Below are 19,922 nucleotides of genomic sequence, written 5' to 3'. Positions count from 1 at the left end.
GGCAGGATCGGGGACCCCCGTCCCGGATCCCCCAACAGGAGACAAGATGAAAGCCATTGCCCTCGCCATCCTGGCACTGAGCGCCACCCTGAGCGCCCAGGCACAGAACTTCCCGAGCAAGAACGTGAGCATCGTGGTGCCCTTCGCGGCCGGCGGTCCGACCGACCGCGTCGCGCGCGATCTGGCCGAGGCGCTGCGCAAGCCGCTGGGCGCGACCATCGTGATCGAGAACGCCGCTGGCGCCGGCAGCACCATCGGCACGGCCAAGGTCGCGCGCGCCGCGCCCGACGGCCACACCCTGCTGCTGACGCATATCGGCATGGCCTCGACCCCGGCGCTGTACCGCAAGCTGGCCTACAAGCCGCTGGAGGACTTCGAGTACCTGGGCATCGTCAACGACGTGCCGATGACGCTGATCGGCAAGCCGCAGCTGCCGGCCAACACCTACCGCGACTTCGAGAACTACATCCGCGCCAACGCCGGCAAGCTCAACCTGGCGCATGCCGGCCTGGGTTCGGCCTCGCACCTGTGCGGCCTGATGTGGCAAAGTGCGATGAAGCTCAACACCCCGATGACCACGGTGCCCTTCGGCGGCACGGCGCCAGCCATGACCGCGCTGATGAGCGGCCAGGTCGACGTGATGTGCGACCAGACCACCAACACCACCAGCCAGATCGAGTCCGGTCGGGTCAAGGCCTTCGCGGTCACCACGGCCAAGCCGCTGAGCGGCCACAAGCTGCTGAAAGACTATCCGACGCTGTCCGAGATGGGGCTGAAGAACTTCAACCTGACGATCTGGCACGGCCTCTACGCGCCCAAGGGCACGCCGGCCGCCGTCACCAGGAAGATCAACGATGCGCTCAAGGTCGCGCTCAAGGACCCCGAGTTCATCAAGCGCCAGGAAGCGCTGGGCGCCATCGTCGCGACCGACAAGCGGATCGAGCCGGCCGAGCACAAGGCCTTCGTGGCCGACCAGATCGCCAAGCTCAAGACCGTGATCGACGCGGCCGGCCAGTACGCCGACTGATCCTCAGACGCCCCAGGTCACCGGGGTGTTCTCGCGCATGCTGTACTGCAGCAGTTCGATGAAGGGCGTCACGCGCACGCGCAAGGTGATGCGATCCGGGTCGGGCGTGTCATCGTCACGCGCGAGCGCCTCCTGGATCTCGCGCTGGAGCTCGGCCTCCTCCTCGAACACGGCGTCGCGCAGCGTCTGGAGCGCGCCGGGCATCTGCTCGGGCAGGATGATGCCGGGTCCCGCCGGGTCCTTGCCCAGGATTTCGAGCAGTTGCTTGCCGTTGGGCTGCAGCATCACCACATCGCCGCCGGCCTTGGACTTGAAACGGTACAGCATGGTCATCTCCTTCTCTGTTGAGTTTGAAACCATTGTGGCACCGTTGTCATGCCCTGTGAACCGGCGCTGATCAGCGGTTGTAGGCGCTCTCGCCGTGGCTGCTGATGTCCAGACCCTCGCGCTCGGCTTCCTCGCTGACGCGCAGGCCGACCAGCAGATCGACGACCTTGTAGGCGACCACCGAGACCACGCCCGACCAGACGATGGTCAGCAGCACGGCCTTGGCCTGGACCCAGACCTGGGCGGCGATCGAGTAATCGGCGGCGGTGACCATGGTGGCGGTCGACCAGTCGGCGACGAAGCCAGGGCCGCCGAGGGCCGGGCTGTTGAAGACGCCGGTCAGCAGCGCCCCCAGGATGCCGCAGACACCGTGCACGCCGAAGACATCGAGCGAGTCGTCCGCGCCGAGCAGCTTCTTGAGGCCATGCACGCCCCACAGGCCGGCGAAGCCCGACAGCAGACCCATCACCAGCGCGCCACCGATGCCGACGTTGCCGGCGGCCGGGGTGATCGCGACCAGGCCGGCGACGGCGCCCGATGCAGCGCCCAGCATCGAGGCCTTGCCACGCATCAGCGCTTCGCCCAGGCACCAGGCCAGCACGGCGGCGGCGGTGGCGGCGAAGGTGTTGATGAAGGCCAGGCCGGCGAAGCCATTGGCTTCCAGCGCCGAGCCGGCGTTGAAGCCGAACCAGCCCACCCACAGCAGCGAGGCGCCGACCATGGTCAGGGTCAGGCTGTGCGGCGCCATCGATTCACGGCCATAGCCGATGCGCTTGCCCACCATGTAGGCGCCGACCAGGCCCGCGACGGCGGCGTTGATGTGCACCACGGTGCCGCCCGCGAAGTCGAGCGCGCCCCACTGCCAGATCAGGCCGGCCTTGCCGGTCATCTCGTCGACCACGGCGGCCGAGCTGTAGGCGTCGGGACCCATCCAGAACCAGACCATGTGCGCGACCGGCAGGTAGCTGAAGGTGAACCAGATCGCGGTGAACAGCAGCACGGCCGAGAACTTCATGCGCTCGGCGAAGGCGCCGACGATCAGCGCGCAGGTGATGCCGGCGAAGGTGGCCTGGAAGGCGGCGAACACGATCTCGGGAATCACCACGCCCTTGCTGAAGGTAGCGGCGTTGGCGAAGGTGCCGGTGGCGTTGTCCCAGATGCCCTTCATGAACAGGCGGTCGAGGCCGCCGATGAAGCTGTTGCCCTCGGTGAAGGCCAGGCTGTAGCCATAGGTGAACCACAGCACGACCGCGAGCGAGAACACCACCATGACCTGCATCAGGACGCTGAGCATGTTCTTGCCGCGCACCAGGCCGCCGTAGAACAGCGCCAGCCCCGGCACGGTCATCAGGATCACCAGCAGGGTGGAGACCATCATCCAGGCGGTGTCACCCTTGTTGGGCACCGGGACAGCCGCTGCCGTGGCTGCCGCCACGTCGGCCACCTGGGCCACCGCTGTCGCGGCCGCACCGCCGTCCTGCGCCAGCGTGGCCGTGGTGGCCAGCGCGAGTCCAAGGCTCAATAGCTTCTTGTTCATGTCGTTCTCTCCTGGGGGGAAATGAATCAGAGCGCCTCGGCGCCAGTCTCGCCGGTACGGATGCGCACGACCTGCTCGACCGGAAAGACGAAGATCTTGCCGTCCCCGATCTTGCCGGTGCGGGCGGCGCTCTCGATCGCCTCGATCACCCGGTCGACCAGGGAATCGTCCACGGCGGCCTCGACCTTGACCTTGGGCAGGAAATCGACCACGTACTCGGCGCCACGGTAGAGCTCGGTATGGCCCTTCTGGCGACCGAAGCCCTTGACCTCGGTGACGGTGATGCCCTGCACGCCGATCTGGGACAGCGCCTCGCGCACCTCGTCGAGCTTGAAGGGTTTGATGATGGCGGAAACCATTTTCATGAGCGACCTCTCTGGGATTGCGTTGATGCGATGCCATTTACAAGCATGGAGCGTGCCAGCTGTCCACCCCAACACTTGCCGCCTGGAGCCCCCCATAACCGTTCGCGCCCGGCTAATATGAAGCCAGTCTCGATCCATGTTCACCATTTTGGTGCACCAATCAGGGGCCGCATTCCAGGCGCGCCCGTTCGGACAGGGAGGAAGCCAACCATGAGTCTTGCTTTGGTGCAGAGTCGCACCCTGCTGGGGCTGCAGGCCCGGCCGGTGCAGGTCGAGGTCCATCTGGCCAACGGACTGCCCAGCTTCACGCTGGTCGGCCTGGCCGACACCGAGGTCAAGGAGGCGCGCGAGCGGGTGCGCTCGGCGATCCAGAACGCCGGCCTCGAATTCCCGAGCAACAAGCGCATCACGGTCAACCTGGCGCCGGCCGACCTGCCCAAGGACTCGGGCCGCTTCGACCTGCCGATCGCGCTCGGGATCCTGGCCGCCAGCGGACAGCTCGATGCCAGCCGGCTGGCCGGGCACGAGTTCGCGGGCGAGCTCTCGCTCGGCGGCGAGCTGCGTCCGATACGCGGTGCGCTGGCCATGGGGCTGGCGCTGCGCCAGGCAGGTGCGGGCGCCGCCACCCGGCTGGTGCTGCCGCCCGACAGCGCCGAGGAGGCCGCGCTGGCCAGGGGCGCACAGGTCTGGCGCGCGCGCCATCTGCTCGATGTGGCGCGCCAGTTCGCCCCCGTCGGCAGCGCGCTGGCCGAGGCGGCGGCAGACGACGACGGCTGGCACCGGGTCGAGGCCCGGACCCCGCAGGCCCTGGATGCCGGTCCCGACCTGGCCGATGTCAAGGGACAGGCTGCCGCCAGGCGCGCGCTCGAGATCGCGGCCGCTGGCGGCCACAGCCTGCTGCTGGTTGGCTCGCCGGGCTCGGGCAAGTCCATGCTGGCGCAGCGGCTGGCCGGTCTGCTGCCGCCCCTGGACGACGAGGAGGCGCTGGAATCCGCTGCAGTCGCCTCGCTCGCGGGCCGCTTCAGCTTCGAGCAATGGGGTCGGCGGCCGACCTGTGCGCCGCACCACAGCGCCAGCGCGGTCGCGCTGGTGGGTGGTGGCTCACCGCCACGCCCGGGCGAAATTTCGCTCGCACACCATGGAATCTTGTTCCTCGATGAGCTGCCCGAATTCCCCCGCAACGCGCTGGAAGCCCTGCGCGAACCGCTCGAATCAGGGTCGATCCGCATCTCGCGCGCGGCGCGCCAAACCGAGTTCCCGGCCCGCTTCCAGCTGGTGGCGGCCATGAACCCCTGCCCCTGCGGCTACCTGGGCTCAAGCATCAAGGCCTGCCGCTGCACGCCGGACCAGGTCGCGCGCTACCAGGGCAAGCTCAGCGGACCGCTGCTCGACCGCATCGACCTGCAAGTCGAGGTACCGGCCTTGCCGGCGCAGGACCTGCTGGGCGCGGCCCCGGGCGAAGCGAGCGCGCAGGTGCGACAGCGCGTGCTGGCAGCGCGCCAGCGCGCCGAGTCCCGCCAGGGCCAGGCCAACCAGTGGCTGGCCGGCGACGCACTGGAACGCCACGCCAGGCTCGACAGCCAGGCGCTGCAATGGCTGGAAAAGGCCGCGACCCGGCTCGGCTGGTCGGGCCGCGCCACCCACCGCGCGCTGCGGGTGGCGCGCACCATCGCCGACCTGGCCCAGGCGGATTCGATCGAAGTGCCGCATCTGGCCGAGGCGATGCAGTACCGGCGCGGGCTGGTCGGCGGCAGCTGAATCAGAGGTTCGACGCCAGCAGCCGCTCGAGCTCGGCTTCCGGCAGGCCACGGCGCGCCGCCATGTCGGCCAGCTGGTCGCGGCCGATCTTGCCGACGTTGAAGTAGCAGCTGTCGGGGTGCGCCAGGTAGAAGCCGCTGACGCTGGCCGCCGGCGTCATCGCCAGGCTGTCGGTCAGGCCCATGCCGATGTCCTCGCAATGCAGCAGCTCGAACATCGCGCGCTTGACCGAGTGGTCCGGGCAGGCCGGGTAGCCAGGCGCCGGGCGGATGCCCTGGTACTGCTCGGCGATCAGCTGCTCGCGGCTCAGGGCCTCGTGCGGCGCGTAACCCCAGAGGTCGGTGCGCACGCGCTGGTGCAGGCATTCGGCGAAGGCCTCGGCCAGGCGGTCGGCCAGCGCCTTGAGCATGATCGAACTGTAGTCGTCCTGCGCCGCCTCGAAGGCCTCGGCCCGCTTGTCGGCCCCGATGCCGGCCGTGACCGCGAACAGCCCCACGTAATCGGCCACGCCGCTGCCCTTGGGCGCGACGAAGTCGGACAGGCAGCGGCTCGGGCGCATGACACCGTCGATTTCCTGCTTCTCGGTCTGCTGGCGCATGCCGTGCCAGGTCAGCGCGACCTGGCTGCGACCCTCGTCGGCATAGAGCTCGATGTCGTCGCCGACCGCGTTGGCCGGGTACAGGCCCAGCACCGCGTTGGCGCTCAGCCAGCGGCCCTCGACGATCTTCTTCAGCATGGCCTGGGCGTCGGCGAAGACCTTGCGCGCTTGCTCGCCCACGATCTCGTCGTCCAGGATGGCGGGATAAGGCCCGGCCAGATCCCAGGTCTGGAAGAACGGCGCCCAGTCGATGTACTGGGCCAGCTCCGCCAGGTCGAAGTTCTTGAACAGGCGCCGGCCGGTGAACTTGGGCGCCACCGGCGCGTAGTCGTCCCAGCGGATAGGCGTCGCGTTGGCGCGCGCCTTGGCCAAGGGCCACAGCGGGGTCTGCTTCTTGTTCGCGTGCTGACGGCGCACCTGCTCGTAGTCGGCGGCGAGCTCGGCCAGGTAGCCGGCCTTCTGCTCGCCCAGCAGGCCCTGCGCCACCGCCACGCTGCGCGAGGCGTCGGGCACGTAGACCACCGGACCGCTGTAGTTCGGCGCGATCTTGACCGCGGTGTGCACGCGCGAACAGGTGGCGCCGCCGATCAGCAGCGGGATGCCGCGCTCGCGGAACCAGGGGTCCTTCTCCATCTCGGCGGCGACATATTGCATCTCCTCCAGGCTGGGCGTGATCAGGCCCGACAGGCCGACGATGTCGGCATTGACCTCCTTGGCCTTGGCCAGGATCTCGTGGCAGGGCACCATCACGCCCATGTTGACGACGTCGAAGTTGTTGCACTGCAGGACGACGGTCACGATGTTCTTGCCGATGTCGTGCACATCGCCCTTGACGGTCGCGATCACGATCTTGCCCTTGGACTTGACGTCGCCGCCAGCGGCCTGCAGGCGCAGCTTTTCTTCCTCGATATAGGGCACGAGGTGGGCCACGGCCTGCTTCATGACGCGGGCCGACTTGACCACCTGGGGCAGGAACATCTTGCCCTGGCCGAACAGGTCGCCGACCACGTTCATGCCGTCCATCAGCGGGCCTTCGATCACATGCAGCGGACGGCCACCGTCGGCCTTGAGCGCCCGCCACACCTCCTCGGTGTCCTCGGTGATGAACTCGTTCTGGCCATGCACCAGCGCGTGCTTGAGGCGCTCGCGCACCGGCAGCGCGCGCCAGGCGTACTTGGCGCTGTCGTCCTTGGCCGCGCCCTTGACGCTCTCGGCGATCTCGAGCAGGCGCTCGGTCGAGTCCGGGCGCCGGTTCAGCACCACGTCCTCGACCCGCTCGCGCAGCTCGGCGTCGAGCTCGTCGTAGACGCCGACCATGCCGGCGTTGACGATGCCCATGTCCATGCCGGCCTGGATCGCGTGATACAGGAACACGGTGTGGATGGCCTCGCGCACCGGCTCGTTGCCACGGAAACTGAACGAGACGTTGGACACGCCACCCGAGACCTTGGCGCCCGGCAGGTTCTGCTTGATCCAGCGGGTGGCGTTGATGAAATCGACCGCGTAGTTGTCATGCTCCTCGATGCCGGTGGCGATCGCGAAGATGTTGGGGTCGAAGATGATGTCCTCGGGCGGGAAACCGACCTCGTCGACCAGGATGCGATAGGCGCGCTCGCAGATCTCGACCTTGCGCTGGTAGGTGTCGGCCTGGCCTTTTTCATCGAAGGCCATCACGACGGTGGCGGCGCCGTAGCGCTGGATCAGCCCGGCCTGGCGCTTGAACTCCGCCACGCCCTCCTTCATGCTGATCGAGTTGACCACGCCCTTGCCCTGCACGCAGCGCAGGCCAGCCTCGATCACGCTCCACTTGGAGCTGTCGATCATCACCGGCACGCGGGCGATGTCGGGCTCGCTCGCCATCAGGTTGAGGAAGCGCACCATCGCGGCCTGGCTGTCGAGCATGGCCTCGTCCATGTTGACGTCGACGATCTGGGCGCCGTTCTCGACCTGCTGGCGCGCGACGACCAGCGCCTCCTCGTACTGGCCGTTGAGGATCATGCGCGCGAACGCCTTCGACCCGGTGACGTTGGTGCGCTCGCCGATATTGACGAACAGGCTGTCCTCGCCGATCACGAGCGGCTCAAGACCGGACAGCAGCATGGGCGGGACAAGAGGAACAGCCGCGGCGGCGGCCAGCTTGGATTCGTTCACGGAAGAATTGAGATGGGGCACTGCACTCACCTGGAAGGCTAATGAAAATCCGGCAAGCGCCGTTAAGGACAGGAAGACCCAAGCCTGACGTCGCGATTGCCCCCTTGCGGGAACAGAGATAATCGGACGCTGCAGCGCTTCTTGGGAACGTGCAATTTTATTCGAGCCCACTCCAGCCTGACCAAATCCTTTCAGGTTGGTGCCTCGCCCTGCCCCCGGCAATCGACCCAGAACCCGAGTCCAGATTTCGGCATGACCCCTGAGTACCGCCACTCCACCCTCCAATGCCTGACCGCGATCGCCCAGCACCACGGCGTCCAGGCACTGCCCGAGCGGCTGGTGCATGAATACGCGCTCGACGCCAGCGAACCCGACGACAAGCTGCTGCTGCGCATGGCCGCCGAGCTGGGCTTCAAGGCGCAGCGGGTCGACTCCAGCTGGGCTGAGCTGGTCGAGCTCAAGGACGTCTTTCCGCTGCTGGCGCGCCGGCACGACGGCAGCTCGGTCATCATCGCGGGCGTGCAGGCGGGCGACAACGGCCCGAGACTGGCCATGCTCGACCCGCTGGCCGGCAGCGGCCAGATCGGTCTGGTCGAGCGGGCCGACTTCCTGGCCAGCTGGTCCGGCCAGCTGGTGCTGCTCAAGCGCCAGCACAAGCTGCTCGACGAGAACCAGCCGTTCGGGCTGCGCTGGTTCATCCCCGAGATCCTGCGCCAGCGCAAGGCCTTCCGCGACATCGCCATCACCGCCATCATGCTGCAGCTGCTCGGCATGGGGATGCCGATCTTCTCGCAGCTGATCATCGACAAGGTGCTGGTGCACGAGAGCTACTCGACCCTGACCGTGCTGACGGTGGCCATCGTCGGCCTGCTGCTGTTCGAGGCCGGCTTCGGCTTCATGCGCCAGACCCTGCTGCTGCACGCGACCAACGTGATCGACATCCGGCTGGCGCGGCGCACCTTCGGCAAGCTGCTGTCGCTGCCGATCGAGTATTTCGAGAGCCACACCGCCGGCGTCATCGTGCGCCACATGCAGCAGGTGCAGTCGATCCGCGGCTTCCTGACCGGGCAGCTGTTCTTCACCGCGCTCGACGCCATCGGCCTGATCCTGTTCATCCCGCTGCTGGTGTCGTACAGCGGCAAGCTCGCGGCCGTGGTGTTCGGCTTCTCAGGCCTGATGGCGCTGATCGTGGTGCTGCTGATCAAGCCCTTCAACACAAGACTGCAGGCGCTCTACAACGCCGAGGGCACGCGCCAGTCGATGCTGGTCGAGACCATCCACGGCATGCGCACCGTCAAGTCGCTGGCGATCGAGCCCAAGCAGCGCAAGCTCTGGGACCAGTACTCGGCCACCAGCATCCAGATGCATTTCGGCGTCGGCCGCATGTCGATCGCCGCCAGCACCGTGACCCAGTTGCTGGAAAAGCTGATGATGGTCAGCGTGATCGCGATCGGCGCGCTCGACGTCTTCAGCCTGGAGCTGACCGTCGGCGCTCTGATCGCGTTCCAGATGATGTCGAATCGCGTGGTCGGCCCGCTGGTGCAGATCGTCGGCCTGGTGCACCAGTACCAGGAGACCGCGCTGTCGGTCAAGATGCTCGGCGAGGTCATGAACCACCCGCCCGAGCGCAAGTCCTCGGGCGGCCTGCGCCCGGCCTTCAAGGGCCAGATCGCGCTCGACGGCGTCACCTTCCGCTACCCCGGCGCCAGCACGACCGCCCTCGACCGCATCAACCTCAACATCGCGCCCGGCACCGTGGTCGGCGTGGTCGGGCGCAGCGGCTCGGGCAAGACCACCTTCACCCGCCTGATCCAGGGCCTGTACCCGGTGCAGGAAGGCGTGGTGCGCTTCGACGGCGTCGACATCCGCGAAATCGACCTGGCCCACCTGCGCCGCAGCATCGGCGTGGTGCTGCAGGACAACTTCATGTTCCGCGGCAGCGTGCGCGAGAACATCGCGATGGCGCGTCCCGACGCCAGCTTCGAGCAGATCGTGGCCGCCGCCCAGGCCGCCGGTGCCGACGAGTTCATCGAGCGCCTGCCCCAGGGCTACGACACCCTGCTGGAAGAAAACGCCGGCAACCTGTCGGGCGGCCAGCGCCAGCGGCTGGCGATCGCGCGCGCCCTGCTGCCCTCGCCACGCATCCTGATCCTCGACGAAGCGTCGAGCGCGCTCGACCCCGAGAGCGAGGCCATCTTCATCCGCAACCTCGGTCGCATCGCGGCCGACCGCACGGTCATCATCGTCAGCCACCGCCTGTCCACCCTGGTCCATGCCGACCAGATCTTCGTCTTCGAGCGCGGTCATCTGGATGATGCCGGCCCCCACGGCGCCCTGCTGGGCCGCTGCGAGCCCTATACCGACCTATGGAACCAGCAAACCAGCCACCTTTGAAACCCGCAGTCGCCCGCACGCGCGGCAAGACCGGCCGCTGGCGCACCGACTTCCTGCCCGACGCCGACGCGCTGGAGAAGAAACCCCTGCCCGGCGGCCTGTCGGCCACGCTTTACCTGCTGGTCGGGCTGATCGCCACCACCATCGCCTGGGCCAGCTGGTTCGAGGTCGATCAGGTCGTCACCGCGCGCGGCAAGCTGGTCACGGCCCAGCCCAACATCGTGCTGCAGCCGCTGGAGACCGCGCAGATCAGCGCGCTCAACGTCCAGCCCGGCCAGATCGTCAAGAAGGGCCAGGTGCTGGCCGTGCTCGACCCGACCTTCATCACCGCCGACCTGACCCAGGTCCAGGACCGGCTCAAGAGCCTGGACGCCGAGGTACAGCGCGTCGAGCAGGAACTGGCCGGCAAGGCCGCCGCATCACAGGGCCGGAACCGGGACGAGCAACTGCAAGCGCAATTGCAAGGCGAACGGCTGGCCAGCTACCAGGCCCGGCTGCTGCGCCTCAACGAGAGCATCGAGCGCAACAAGGCCGCCATGGCCACGAACACGCATGACATCCAGAGCCTGGAAGGCCGCGTCAAGTCGCTGCTCGAAATCGAGAGCATGAACGAGAAGCTGACGCAGCAGCAGTTCCAGTCCAACATGAAGCTGCTGGAAAGCCGCGAGCGGCGCCAGGAAGTCGAGCGCGAGCTCATCAACGCGCGCAACCGCAGCATCGAGCTCAAGCGCCAGCTGGCCGAGGCCGAAGCCGAGAAAGCCAGCTTCAGCCGCGAGTGGCGCCAGAAGTCGACCGAGGAGCTGGTGGCCGTGCGGCGCGAGCGCGACAGCGTGGCCGAACAGGTCAAGAAGGCCGAACGCCGCAGCCGCCTGATCGAGCTGGTGGCACCGAGCGACGCCGTGGTGCTCGAAATCGCCGCGCGCTCGACCGGCTCCATCATCCGCGAGGCCGAGCCACTGGTCACGCTGGTGCCGCTGGGCGAGACGCTGGAGGCCGAGGTGCAGATCGAGGCCCAGGACGTCGGCTACGTCAAGCTCGACGACCCGGTGCGCCTGAAGATCGACGCCTTCCCGTTCCAGAAGCACGGCCTGATCAAGGGCAAGCTGGAAAAGCTCGGCCGCGACGCCTTCACCCAGCAAGCCGGCCAGGCCGGCGCGCCCTACTACCTGGGACGCGCCAAGCTGGAGCAGAACGAACTGCGCAACCTGCCGCGCAACGCCCCGCTGATCCCCGGCATGACGCTGAGCGCCGAGATCGTGGTCGGCAAGCGCTCGGTCATGTCCTATGTGATGTACCCGATCATGCGGGGCTTGAGCGAGGCGGCACAGGAGCCGTGATGCGCGCATCATAGCGACCGGCAGGCTGTGACAGACTCACGATATGAGTGCCCGCAAAAGACTGCCGATCGGCATCCAGACCTTCGCCAAGATCCGCGAAGACAACTGCTACTACGTCGACAAGACGCCGCTGATCCTGCGCCTGGTCGACGAGGGCTCGCACTACTTCCTGAGCCGACCCAGGCGCTTCGGCAAGAGCCTGCTGCTCGACACCATCGCCGAACTGTTCGAGGGCAACCGTGTCTTGTTCACGGGACTCCATGCCGAGCAACACTGGGACTGGTCCAGGATTTATCCGGTCATTCGCATCAGCTTCGGCAAGGGAGTACAGCACAGTCGCGCCGAGCTGGAACAACGCATCAGGCTGCTGCTGCAAGACAACTATGTGCGATTGGGACTGGAGATGCCCGGGGCACAGGACATCTCGGGCTTGTTCGCACAGCTCATCCGCGGCGCTCATGCGGGCGCGGGCCAGCGCGTGGTGGTCCTGGTCGATGAATACGACAAGCCGATCCTGGACAACATCACCGAGCCGGCAATAGCGCGCGAGATGCGCGACGGCTTGCGTAACCTCTACTCGGTCATCAAGGACGAGGACGCGCATATCAAGTTCGCGATGCTGACCGGCGTGAGCAAGTTCAGCAAGGTATCGCTGTTCTCGGGGCTCAACAACCTGCGCGACATCACGGTTTCGGCGGCTTATTCGGCCATCTGCGGCTACACCGACGAGGACGTGGATCAGGTGTTCGCACCCGAGCTACCAGGTCTCGACCGCGACGAGATCCGGCGCTGGTACAACGGCTACAACTGGACGGGCACCAGCGTCTACAACCCTTTCGATTTGCTGCTGCTGTTTCAGGAGCGGCAGTTCAAGCCCTACTGGTTCGAGACCGGCACGCCGACCTTCCTGGTCGATCTGCTGACGCAGCGGCAAGCTTTCACCCCTGAGCTCGGGCAGCTGGTCGCGATGGAGTCGCTGTTATCGTCATTCGACGTCGAGCAGATCTCGACCGAGGCGCTGATGTTCCAGTCGGGCTACCTGACGATTGCCAGCCAGTTCAAGATGGGCGCGCGCACCGAGTACACGCTCAAGTACCCGAACCTGGAGGTCGAGTCCAGCCTGAACGGCGCGCTGCTGCAAGGCCTGACGGGAAATCTGTCGCAGCCGGGACGCCAAAGCGGGCAGCTCTACCGCCTGCTGCTGGCCAACGACTTCGCAGGTCTGCAAGCCTTGTTCACGGCCTTCTTCGCCAGCATCCCGAACGACTGGTACCGCAGCAACCCGATCGCCCAGTACGAGGGCTACTACGCCAGCGTCTTCTACAGCCACTTCGCCGCGCTGGGGCTGGAGATCCGGCTGGAAGACGTCACGAACCATGGCCGCATCGACATGACGGTGCTGTTCAACCAGAACATCTACCTGTTCGAGTTCAAGGTGGTCGAGCTGGTGCCCGAGGGGCGGGCGCTGCAGCAGATCAAGGACCGGGGCTACGCCGACAAGTACCGCGCGCGCGGCGAGCCGATCCATCTGATCGGGGTGGAGTTCAGCCGCGAGCAGCGTAGCGTGGTGGGGTTTGAAGTGGAAACGGAACAGCTTCAACATTGACGGTGCTGGCGGCTCCCAGCCGTCCAGAATGATAACTGCTGCCTGCAGGAGGCAGCATGCATCCATGCGCCGACTGGGCTCTGCAGCAATGAACTTTTTGACCTCATGATGTAAGATTACATCAGAATATTGATTGGAGTTCATGCCATGGTCAAAGCCGCATCTCTCATGCTGCAGGGCGACGTGTTCACCGTACAGCCCTACCGCGACGAGCGGGGACGCCGGTCGCGTTCCGGGCGGTCCTTTGTGATCGAGGTGATTGATGAGACCGCATACACCACGCTGCTGGCCTCGCTAACGCTGCTGGATCACCTGCTGGCCGAGAAGATCGCCAAGGTGCGTGAGCGCCGCCTGGAGGAAATGGTCGACTTCATGGCCGCACGCATGCTCGCGCCCAGCGCCGTCGAATTGGAGATGGCGCAGAGGCTCGCGCACCGCCATGTCCGCATCCTCAACGAGTTCGGCTACTTCACCGCCGAGCAACTGGCCGACGCCAACGGATCGCAGGCGAGCAACCGCGCGGCCCTGGCCGACAACTGGCGCAAGCGCCACCAGGTGTTCGCCGTGCCGCACCCGGACAAGGTGGCCCGCGAGCGCGACGTCTATCCCGCCTTCCAGTTCGAGGCAGGCAAACCGATCAAGGTAGTGCAGGAAGTGCTGGAAGCCTTCGGTGGGCACAAGACGCCCTGGAAGCTGGCGCTGTGGTTCACCTCGAACAACGGCACGCTGCCAGACAGCGCGCGCCCCGTCGACCTGCTGACCACCGATCCGCAAGCGGTCGTGCAGGCCGCCCGTAGTGACGCCGGGGGGAGTGCGGCTTGAGCTGTCTTGCACCGACGGCCAGCGCCTTCATCTCCACAAGCTGAGACGGCGGAACTCACCGCCATGTTCCCGAGATTCACTGCCGCGTTCACGTCGCGGTCGTGGACAACGCCACAGGCCGGACAGGCCCAGTCGCGCACTGTACGAAATGATTTTCTCGGTATAGTATAAGCATTTTGCACACTTCAGAAAATATTTCATTCAAGGAGCTGCTCGCGACTATTCCCCGAGGTGCCCCCTTGAGCACTTGCTGGTTCAAGGCGCACGGAGTCACAGCGAATCGCTCTGCCCGACTGGCCCGCACAGGATGGCTGGTGCGCCTAGGCTAGGGCGTGTTCATGTTGCCCGGGGACACACTTGCCGACGTGCGTGCATCATTCGCGCCAAGAGAGTCACAAAACGCAAACCCCATGAAGCACAAGAAGCTGCCGATCGGCATACAGACCTTCGCCGAGATCCGGCAGGAAGGCCACTATTACGTCGACAAGACGCCCTATATCCTGCGCCTAATCGACGAAGGCAAGTACTATTTCCTGAGTCGTCCGCGGCGCTTCGGCAAGAGCCTGCTGCTCGACACCATGGCCGAGCTGTTCGAGGGCCGGCGTGAACTGTTCCAAGAGCTGCATGCTGATACGCACTGGGACTGGTCCCAAACCTACCCGGTGATCCGAATCAGCTTCTCGGATGGGGTCCTGCACAGTCAGCAGGCACTGGACGAGAAGATGCGCGAGCTGCTGCGCGCGCAGCAACAACGCCACGGCATCTTGTGCCACAACACCAGCATCTCGGGCTGGTTCGCCGAACTGATTCAGCAGCTGCACGAACGCAGCGGCCAGCGCGCCGTGGTGCTGATCGACGAATACGACAAGCCGATCCTGGACAACATCACCGAGCCCGAGGTGGCGCGCCAGATGCGCGAGGGGCTGCGCAACCTGTATTCGGTGCTCAAAGGACAGGATGCGCACATCAAGTTCGCGCTGCTCACGGGCGTGAGCAAGTTCAGCAAGGTCTCGCTGTTCTCGGGGCTCAACAACCTGCGCGACATCACGGTGTCGGCAGATTACTCGGCCATCTGCGGCTACACCGACGAGGATGTGGACCAGGTATTCGCGCCCGAGTTGCCAGGTCTCGACCGCGACGAGATCCGGCGCTGGTACAACGGCTACAACTGGACCGGCACCAGTGTCTACAACCCGTTCGATCTGCTGCTGTTGTTTCAGGAGCGCCAGTTCAAACCCTACTGGTTCGAGACCGGCACGCCGACCTTCCTGGTCGACCTGCTGACCGAGCGCCAGACCTTCACGCCCGCTCTCGACAGGCATGTCACGGACCTGGAGTTGCTGTCGAGCTTCGATGTCGATCACATCGAGACCGACGCCTTGCTGTTCCAGGCCGGCTACCTGACCTTGCACGGCGCGGAGGAAGTCCTGCCGGGTGAATGGGTCTATACGCTGGGCTACCCCAACCGGGAAGTCCGCAGCAGCCTGAACAAGGCGCTGCTGCCACGCCTAGGCTTGCCAGGCTCGCAGGGCTTGACGCAGCGGCTGCAGTTGCTGCAATGCCTCAAGCGCAACGACTTCACCGGCCTGCAAGCCCTGTTCACGGCGCTGTTCGCCAGCATCCCGAACGACTGGTACCGCAGCAACCCGATTGCCCAGTACGAGGGCTACTACGCCAGCGTCTTCTACAGCCACTTCGCCGCGCTGGGGCTGGAGATCCGGCTCGAAGACGTCACGAACCATGGCCGCATCGACATGACGGTGCTGTTCAACCAGAACATCTACCTGTTCGAGTTCAAGGTGGTGGAACTGGTGCCACAAGGCAAAGCCCTGCAACAGATCAAGGACCGGAGCTATGCCGAAAAGTACCGCGCGCGCGGCGAGCCGATCCACCTGATCGGGGTGGAATTCAGCAAGGAAGCTCGCAGCGTCGTCGGCTTCGAGGTGGAGACTACATGAAACGCAAGAAGCTGCCGATCGGCATCCAGACCTTCGCCGAGATCCGGCAGGAAGGCCACTACTACGTCGACAAGACGCCGCATATCCTGCGCCTGATCGACGAGGGCAAGTACTACTTCCTGAGCCGACCCAGGCGCTTCGGCAAGAGCCTGCTGCTCGACACCATGGCCGAGCTGTTCGAAGGCCAGCGTGAACTATTCCAGGGGCTGCACGCCGAACGACACTGGGACTGGTCCCAAACCTACCCGGTGATCCGGATCAGCTTTGGCCGGGGTGTGTTGCGCAGCCGTGCCGAGCTGGGACAACGTATCCAGCTGCTGTTGCAGGAAAGCCATGAGCGCCTGGGACTCGAACCGCCACAGCAGCAGAACATGGCGGATCTGTTTTCGCAGCTAATCCGTCGCGCGCAGGCTGCCAGCGGCCAGCGCGTCGTGGTGCTGATCGACGAATACGACAAACCCATCCTCGACAACATCACCGTGCCCGAGGTGGCGCGCCAGATGCGTGACGCTCTGCGCAACCTATATTCGGTGCTCAAGGACGAGGACGCGCACATCAAGTTCGCGCTGCTCACGGGCGTATCGAAATTCAGCAAGGTCTCGCTGTTCTCGGGGCTCAACAACCTCAAGGACATCACGGTCGATGCGCGCTACTCCGCCATCTGCGGCTACACCGACGAGGATGTCGACACCGTGTTCGCGCCAGAGCTGCCAGGACTCGACCGCGACGAGATCCGGCGCTGGTACAACGGCTACAACTGGACCGGCACCAGCGTCTATAACCCGTTCGACCTGCTGCTGCTGTTCGACATGCGCGAGTTCAGGCCCTACTGGTTCGAGACCGGCACGCCGACCTTCCTGGTCGATCTGCTGACGCAGCGCCAGACCTTCACACCCGAGCTGGGGCAGTGGGTGACGATGGACAGCCTGCTGTCGACCTTCGACGTCGATGAGATCAGCAGCGAGGCCTTGCTGTTCCAGAGCGGCTATCTGACGATAGACAGCCAGTTCAAGATGGGCGCGCGCACCGAGTACACGCTCAAGTACCCGAACCAGGAGGTCGAGGCCAGCCTCAACGGTGTGCTGCTGCAGGCGCTCACCGCCCGCTCGACCGAGACGGCGCGCCAGAGCGGGCGCCTATATCGGCTGCTGCTGGCGAATGACTTCGCCGGCCTGCGAGCCTTGTTCACCGCCTTCTTCGCCAGCATCCCGAACGACTGGTACCGCAGCAACCCCATCGCCCAGTACGAGGGCTACTACGCGAGCGTGTTCTACAGCCACTTCGCCGCGCTGGGCCTGGAGATCCGGCTGGAAGACGTCACGAACCATGGCCGCATCGACATGACGGTGCTATTCAACCAGAACATCTACCTGTTCGAGTTCAAGGTGGTGGAACTGGTGCCACAAGGCAAAGCCCTGCAACAGATCAAGGACCGGGGCTACGCCGACAAGTACCGCGCGCGCGGCGAGCCGATCCACCTGATCGGGGTCGAGTTCAGCCGCGAGCAGCGCAGCGTGGTAGGCTTCGAGGTCGAAACCATGAATCGGTAACAAGCCTGAACATGGGCGGATTCAGATCCGATGCTCAATCCAAGGCCTGTTGCAGCCGGTAAAACGAGAAAAACCGAAAAGGAAATCCAGGATGACATGGGAAAACGCTGAACGCAAACATTTCTTTGACAACTTTAATAGCCTAGTCGAAGGACAAGAAGCTGCGGCGGATGAATGGTTCCTGACGCACTACTGCTCAGCCCGGATGCGCGCGCAATTGAAGGAGAGTGGTGTCGATACCCGGATTGCTCGGCACGTGATCGCCCGCATCGCGGAAATCGTACCCGCTGGTGACCACTCCTCGCCCGGGTGGAACGGCACAGCTCTACCCTTTCTCGTCGTCGGACGCGGCCGTCTACAGTCGCGTGCCAAGTGGCGGAAGCGTTTTCCGGAAGACATTCCGGATCGCCGAATGGTCATGGTCATCAGTCAACCCCGTTTCGGACTGTGCATCATCGAAAAACAGTTGTATGTCTGGGCAGCCAAAGCAGACGTACGGGAACAAGGATTACCTGATAAGTGCTGGACCGAGTGGCGATCTTCTGATCAATTGCGCTACAAGATCCCCGTGGACCTCCCGAATCAGAACGATGGTCTTCACCCGCTGTCCGGCAAACATCCCCTCGTCAATTTTCTTCAGCGTATTGCCCTAAAATTCGAGGCTCTAGATGAAATAATACCTAGGGTCACAACCCTAACCAAAATCGACCTTGATGAACCGGAAGGTTTCTCGGTAATCTATCCGCGCCTCCTAGACGAGATCAGCGGCAATGGCGATGGGCACAGTAATGAAAATGCTCTAAACCAGCAGCCGGATATTCAAACACCCATCGCAGTACCGAGCGTCATGAGGCGACCTTCAAGCGCCGATTCGATGCTGCAAGTGCTGCGTGACCTTGCCATCGCCCGAGTGCGACAGGTCATCGACACCTTCGACCAAGCCAGACTGAATAAATGGATTATGTCCACTGGCTACGCTGGCGCGAAGTCCCCCCACCAGAACACAGCCGATCTGTTCCACGTCTACGCGGCCAGCCTGACCAATGCCGGTGGCGTCAAGCCCAACCCGGAAGCGTTCGGCGAAATGATCGGCCGAGTAATTCGCCAGCGACTTGGTGACGGTAACACGCTGCAGGCTGTACCGGATCTACCCGAACTTGCCAAGCAATGCCGTAGTCTGTCGCAGGACCTGGTGCTTGGAGGCAATTTCGCTCTGGATATCGCCCAGATCGCCGACAACAGCCCGCCCCATCGCCCATTGATGATCGGTTTACTGCGCAGCGTCTTGAAATTCTGGGAGTGGCTACAGGAACATCATCAGGGGTGTGCCGCGACCATGCACCAGGTTTTCCTGACTCAAACGAACGTGGCTCCGAGCCAGCAGGTGTTCGATTGCCTCCGCGATCTGGACCGCCTGCCCTGGATGGGCATCGCGACTGCGGCGAACTTTGTCAAGGACTCCCAGGTACCCGGTCTGCAGACCGTGTGTTTGTCTCCTGCTGAAACTGCCCAACATTTGGCTGGGTGGTTCGTAAAGCCAGACCTTCATGTCTCCAGACTGATGGCCTACATCACGGGCAGATATACCACGCATGACCTGCGTGGACTCAAGCAGAGCCAGGCGCTCATGACGTTCCTGAGCGATCCACGCGAAAACTTCCAAGGTCGTTACCAAAATTTATTGAGGGCCGACAGCCTGGAATTGCAGGTGGTCGCCGATGTTCACGAATGGGCAGTTGCTGCGCGCACCTCACCCCTAGAGATAGACAGATTGCTTTTCCTGATCGGTGTCCAAGAAACCAGGGTAGAGGGAGTGTCTGTGAGCAGCCCCTGGTATACGCACTTCATGAGCGAAGTAGACGCCGCCCTTGCACGTAGCGTATCGCGCAAGTCGTGATGATTTTCATAAATTTACTATTTAGGCGGCAACCATCAACCCGATCATGCGGCATAAATCACTGAATCATGCTGGAAGTAAGACTTCACTCGTTCCGGGCTATTGACCAAAAATTGCATGAAGGCAGCAGCCTTTTTCAACAATCCGCTGGACGTTGTGCAGCGGTCAGCGGTGGGCAACTGCGTCTTGAAGTCGCGGTTGAGGTACTCGTCCGGGTTGCTCTGCGGCGCGTAGGGTGGCAGGTAAAACCATCCCGTTATACACATCTCGTAGGATGACGGGTTTGTCATGACAGGAGCGTGGGTGTGAGCTGGGCGGCGGAAGAATTCAAGACCTTGGAGCTGGGGGATGCGCGGCTCAACCGCAGGGCGGTGCTGCTGGCCGAACGATTGCCCCAGAAACCCGGCGCGAGCATCCCCAATGCGTGCCAGACCTGGAGCGAGACGGTCGCAGCGTAAGTTAGCCAGTAGAAGTTAATCGAGTCAGAACTCCATTTTGAATTGACTGCCAAAGTGCTCGAACACGTGTTCAACGGCTCGCTCCAGTTCCTCCTTGGTCCGGCGCTTGACCTCCATCCAGCGGTGCTTCATCAGCC

14 protein-coding genes and 2 pseudogenes are annotated in these 19,922 nt (G+C 64.4%); 10 read left to right on the top strand and 6 right to left on the bottom strand.

The annotated features are described in order from the left end of the window. The first annotated feature begins 46 nt into the window (after positions 1-46). Positions 47-1,027 (top strand): tripartite tricarboxylate transporter substrate-binding protein, encoded by a 981-nt coding sequence (locus PHR85_RS10480; RefSeq protein WP_300053995.1) that lies wholly within the window; start codon positions 47-49, stop codon positions 1,025-1,027. A gap of 3 nt (positions 1,028-1,030) precedes the next feature. Here the strand turns inward: PHR85_RS10480 and PHR85_RS10475 are convergent, their stop codons facing one another. The 3 genes from PHR85_RS10475 to PHR85_RS10465 form a co-directional block, all read right to left on the bottom strand. After that, the gene (locus PHR85_RS10475) at positions 1,031-1,354 is read right to left on the bottom strand and encodes a DUF1840 domain-containing protein (RefSeq protein WP_300053992.1); all 324 of its coding nucleotides are present in this window, start codon (positions 1,352-1,354) and stop codon (positions 1,031-1,033) included. A gap of 70 nt (positions 1,355-1,424) precedes the next feature. Beyond that, on the bottom strand, positions 1,425-2,891 hold the full coding sequence (locus tag PHR85_RS10470) for an ammonium transporter (protein ID WP_300053989.1): 1,467 nt from the start codon (positions 2,889-2,891) through the stop codon (positions 1,425-1,427). Positions 2,892-2,917: 26 nt separating this feature from the next. After that, positions 2,918-3,256: a P-II family nitrogen regulator gene (locus PHR85_RS10465; RefSeq protein WP_300053987.1), complete on the bottom strand. Its 339-nt coding sequence runs from the start codon at positions 3,254-3,256 to the stop codon at positions 2,918-2,920. A gap of 210 nt (positions 3,257-3,466) precedes the next feature. Here PHR85_RS10465 and PHR85_RS10460 point away from each other — a divergent pair, with 210 nt between their 5' ends. Further along, positions 3,467-5,014, top strand: coding sequence for a YifB family Mg chelatase-like AAA ATPase (locus PHR85_RS10460; protein ID WP_300053984.1), 1,548 nt, complete (start codon positions 3,467-3,469; stop codon positions 5,012-5,014). A gap of 1 nt (position 5,015) precedes the next feature. On the opposite strand, the gene metH is transcribed toward PHR85_RS10460, so the two are convergent. Beyond that, a complete protein-coding gene (gene metH, locus PHR85_RS10455) occupies positions 5,016-7,763 on the bottom strand; it encodes a methionine synthase (protein ID WP_300053981.1) in 2,748 nt (915 codons plus the stop codon). Between the two features lie 252 nt (positions 7,764-8,015). Between metH and PHR85_RS10450 the strand changes: the two genes are divergently transcribed. From PHR85_RS10450 to PHR85_RS10435, 4 genes are all read left to right on the top strand, one after another. Further along, on the top strand, positions 8,016-10,157 hold the full coding sequence (locus PHR85_RS10450) for a peptidase domain-containing ABC transporter (RefSeq protein WP_300053978.1): 2,142 nt from the start codon (positions 8,016-8,018) through the stop codon (positions 10,155-10,157). After that, on the top strand, positions 10,154-11,494 hold the full coding sequence (locus tag PHR85_RS10445; RefSeq protein WP_300053975.1) for an HlyD family type I secretion periplasmic adaptor subunit: 1,341 nt from the start codon (positions 10,154-10,156) through the stop codon (positions 11,492-11,494). Before PHR85_RS10450 ends, PHR85_RS10445 begins: the two co-directional genes overlap by 4 nt. 43 nt (positions 11,495-11,537) lie before the next feature. Continuing rightward, positions 11,538-13,100 carry an ATP-binding protein gene (locus tag PHR85_RS10440; RefSeq protein ID WP_300053972.1) on the top strand — a complete coding sequence of 521 codons (1,563 nt, stop codon included), beginning with the start codon at positions 11,538-11,540 and terminating at the stop codon, positions 13,098-13,100. Between the two features lie 147 nt (positions 13,101-13,247). Beyond that, on the top strand, positions 13,248-13,922 hold the full coding sequence (locus PHR85_RS10435) for a hypothetical protein (protein ID WP_300053969.1): 675 nt from the start codon (positions 13,248-13,250) through the stop codon (positions 13,920-13,922). Positions 13,923-14,002: 80 nt separating this feature from the next. Here PHR85_RS10435 and PHR85_RS10430 read toward each other — a convergent pair. Then, positions 14,003-14,062 (bottom strand): annotated as a pseudogene (locus tag PHR85_RS10430) (zinc ribbon domain-containing protein); the annotation flags it as partial. Positions 14,063-14,332: 270 nt separating this feature from the next. On the opposite strand from PHR85_RS10430, the gene PHR85_RS10425 reads away from it, so the two are divergent. From PHR85_RS10425 to PHR85_RS10415, 3 genes are all read left to right on the top strand, one after another. Beyond that, entirely contained in the window at positions 14,333-15,880 is a 1,548-nt protein-coding gene (locus PHR85_RS10425) for an ATP-binding protein (RefSeq protein WP_300053967.1), read from the top strand. After that, on the top strand, positions 15,877-17,430 hold the full coding sequence (locus PHR85_RS10420) for an ATP-binding protein (RefSeq protein ID WP_300053964.1): 1,554 nt from the start codon (positions 15,877-15,879) through the stop codon (positions 17,428-17,430). Before PHR85_RS10425 ends, PHR85_RS10420 begins: the two co-directional genes overlap by 4 nt. A 91-nt stretch (positions 17,431-17,521) precedes the next feature. Next, positions 17,522-19,327, top strand: a complete 1,806-nt coding sequence (locus PHR85_RS10415; RefSeq protein WP_300053961.1) for a hypothetical protein — start codon at positions 17,522-17,524, stop codon at positions 19,325-19,327. Positions 19,328-19,371: 44 nt separating this feature from the next. On the opposite strand, the gene PHR85_RS10410 is transcribed toward PHR85_RS10415, so the two are convergent. Beyond that, positions 19,372-19,617, bottom strand: a complete 246-nt coding sequence (locus PHR85_RS10410) for a hypothetical protein (RefSeq protein WP_300053959.1) — start codon at positions 19,615-19,617, stop codon at positions 19,372-19,374. Positions 19,618-19,632: 15 nt separating this feature from the next. Between PHR85_RS10410 and PHR85_RS10405 the strand changes: the two are divergent. Beyond that, positions 19,633-19,782: pseudogene (locus tag PHR85_RS10405) on the top strand (transposase); the annotation flags it as partial. Positions 19,783-19,922 lie beyond the last annotated feature (140 nt).

It is taken from the genome of Malikia sp., assembly GCF_028687635.1.
Taxonomy (GTDB): Bacteria; Pseudomonadota; Gammaproteobacteria; order Burkholderiales; family Burkholderiaceae_C; genus Malikia.
This window is presented reverse-complemented; position numbering and strand designations above follow the sequence as displayed.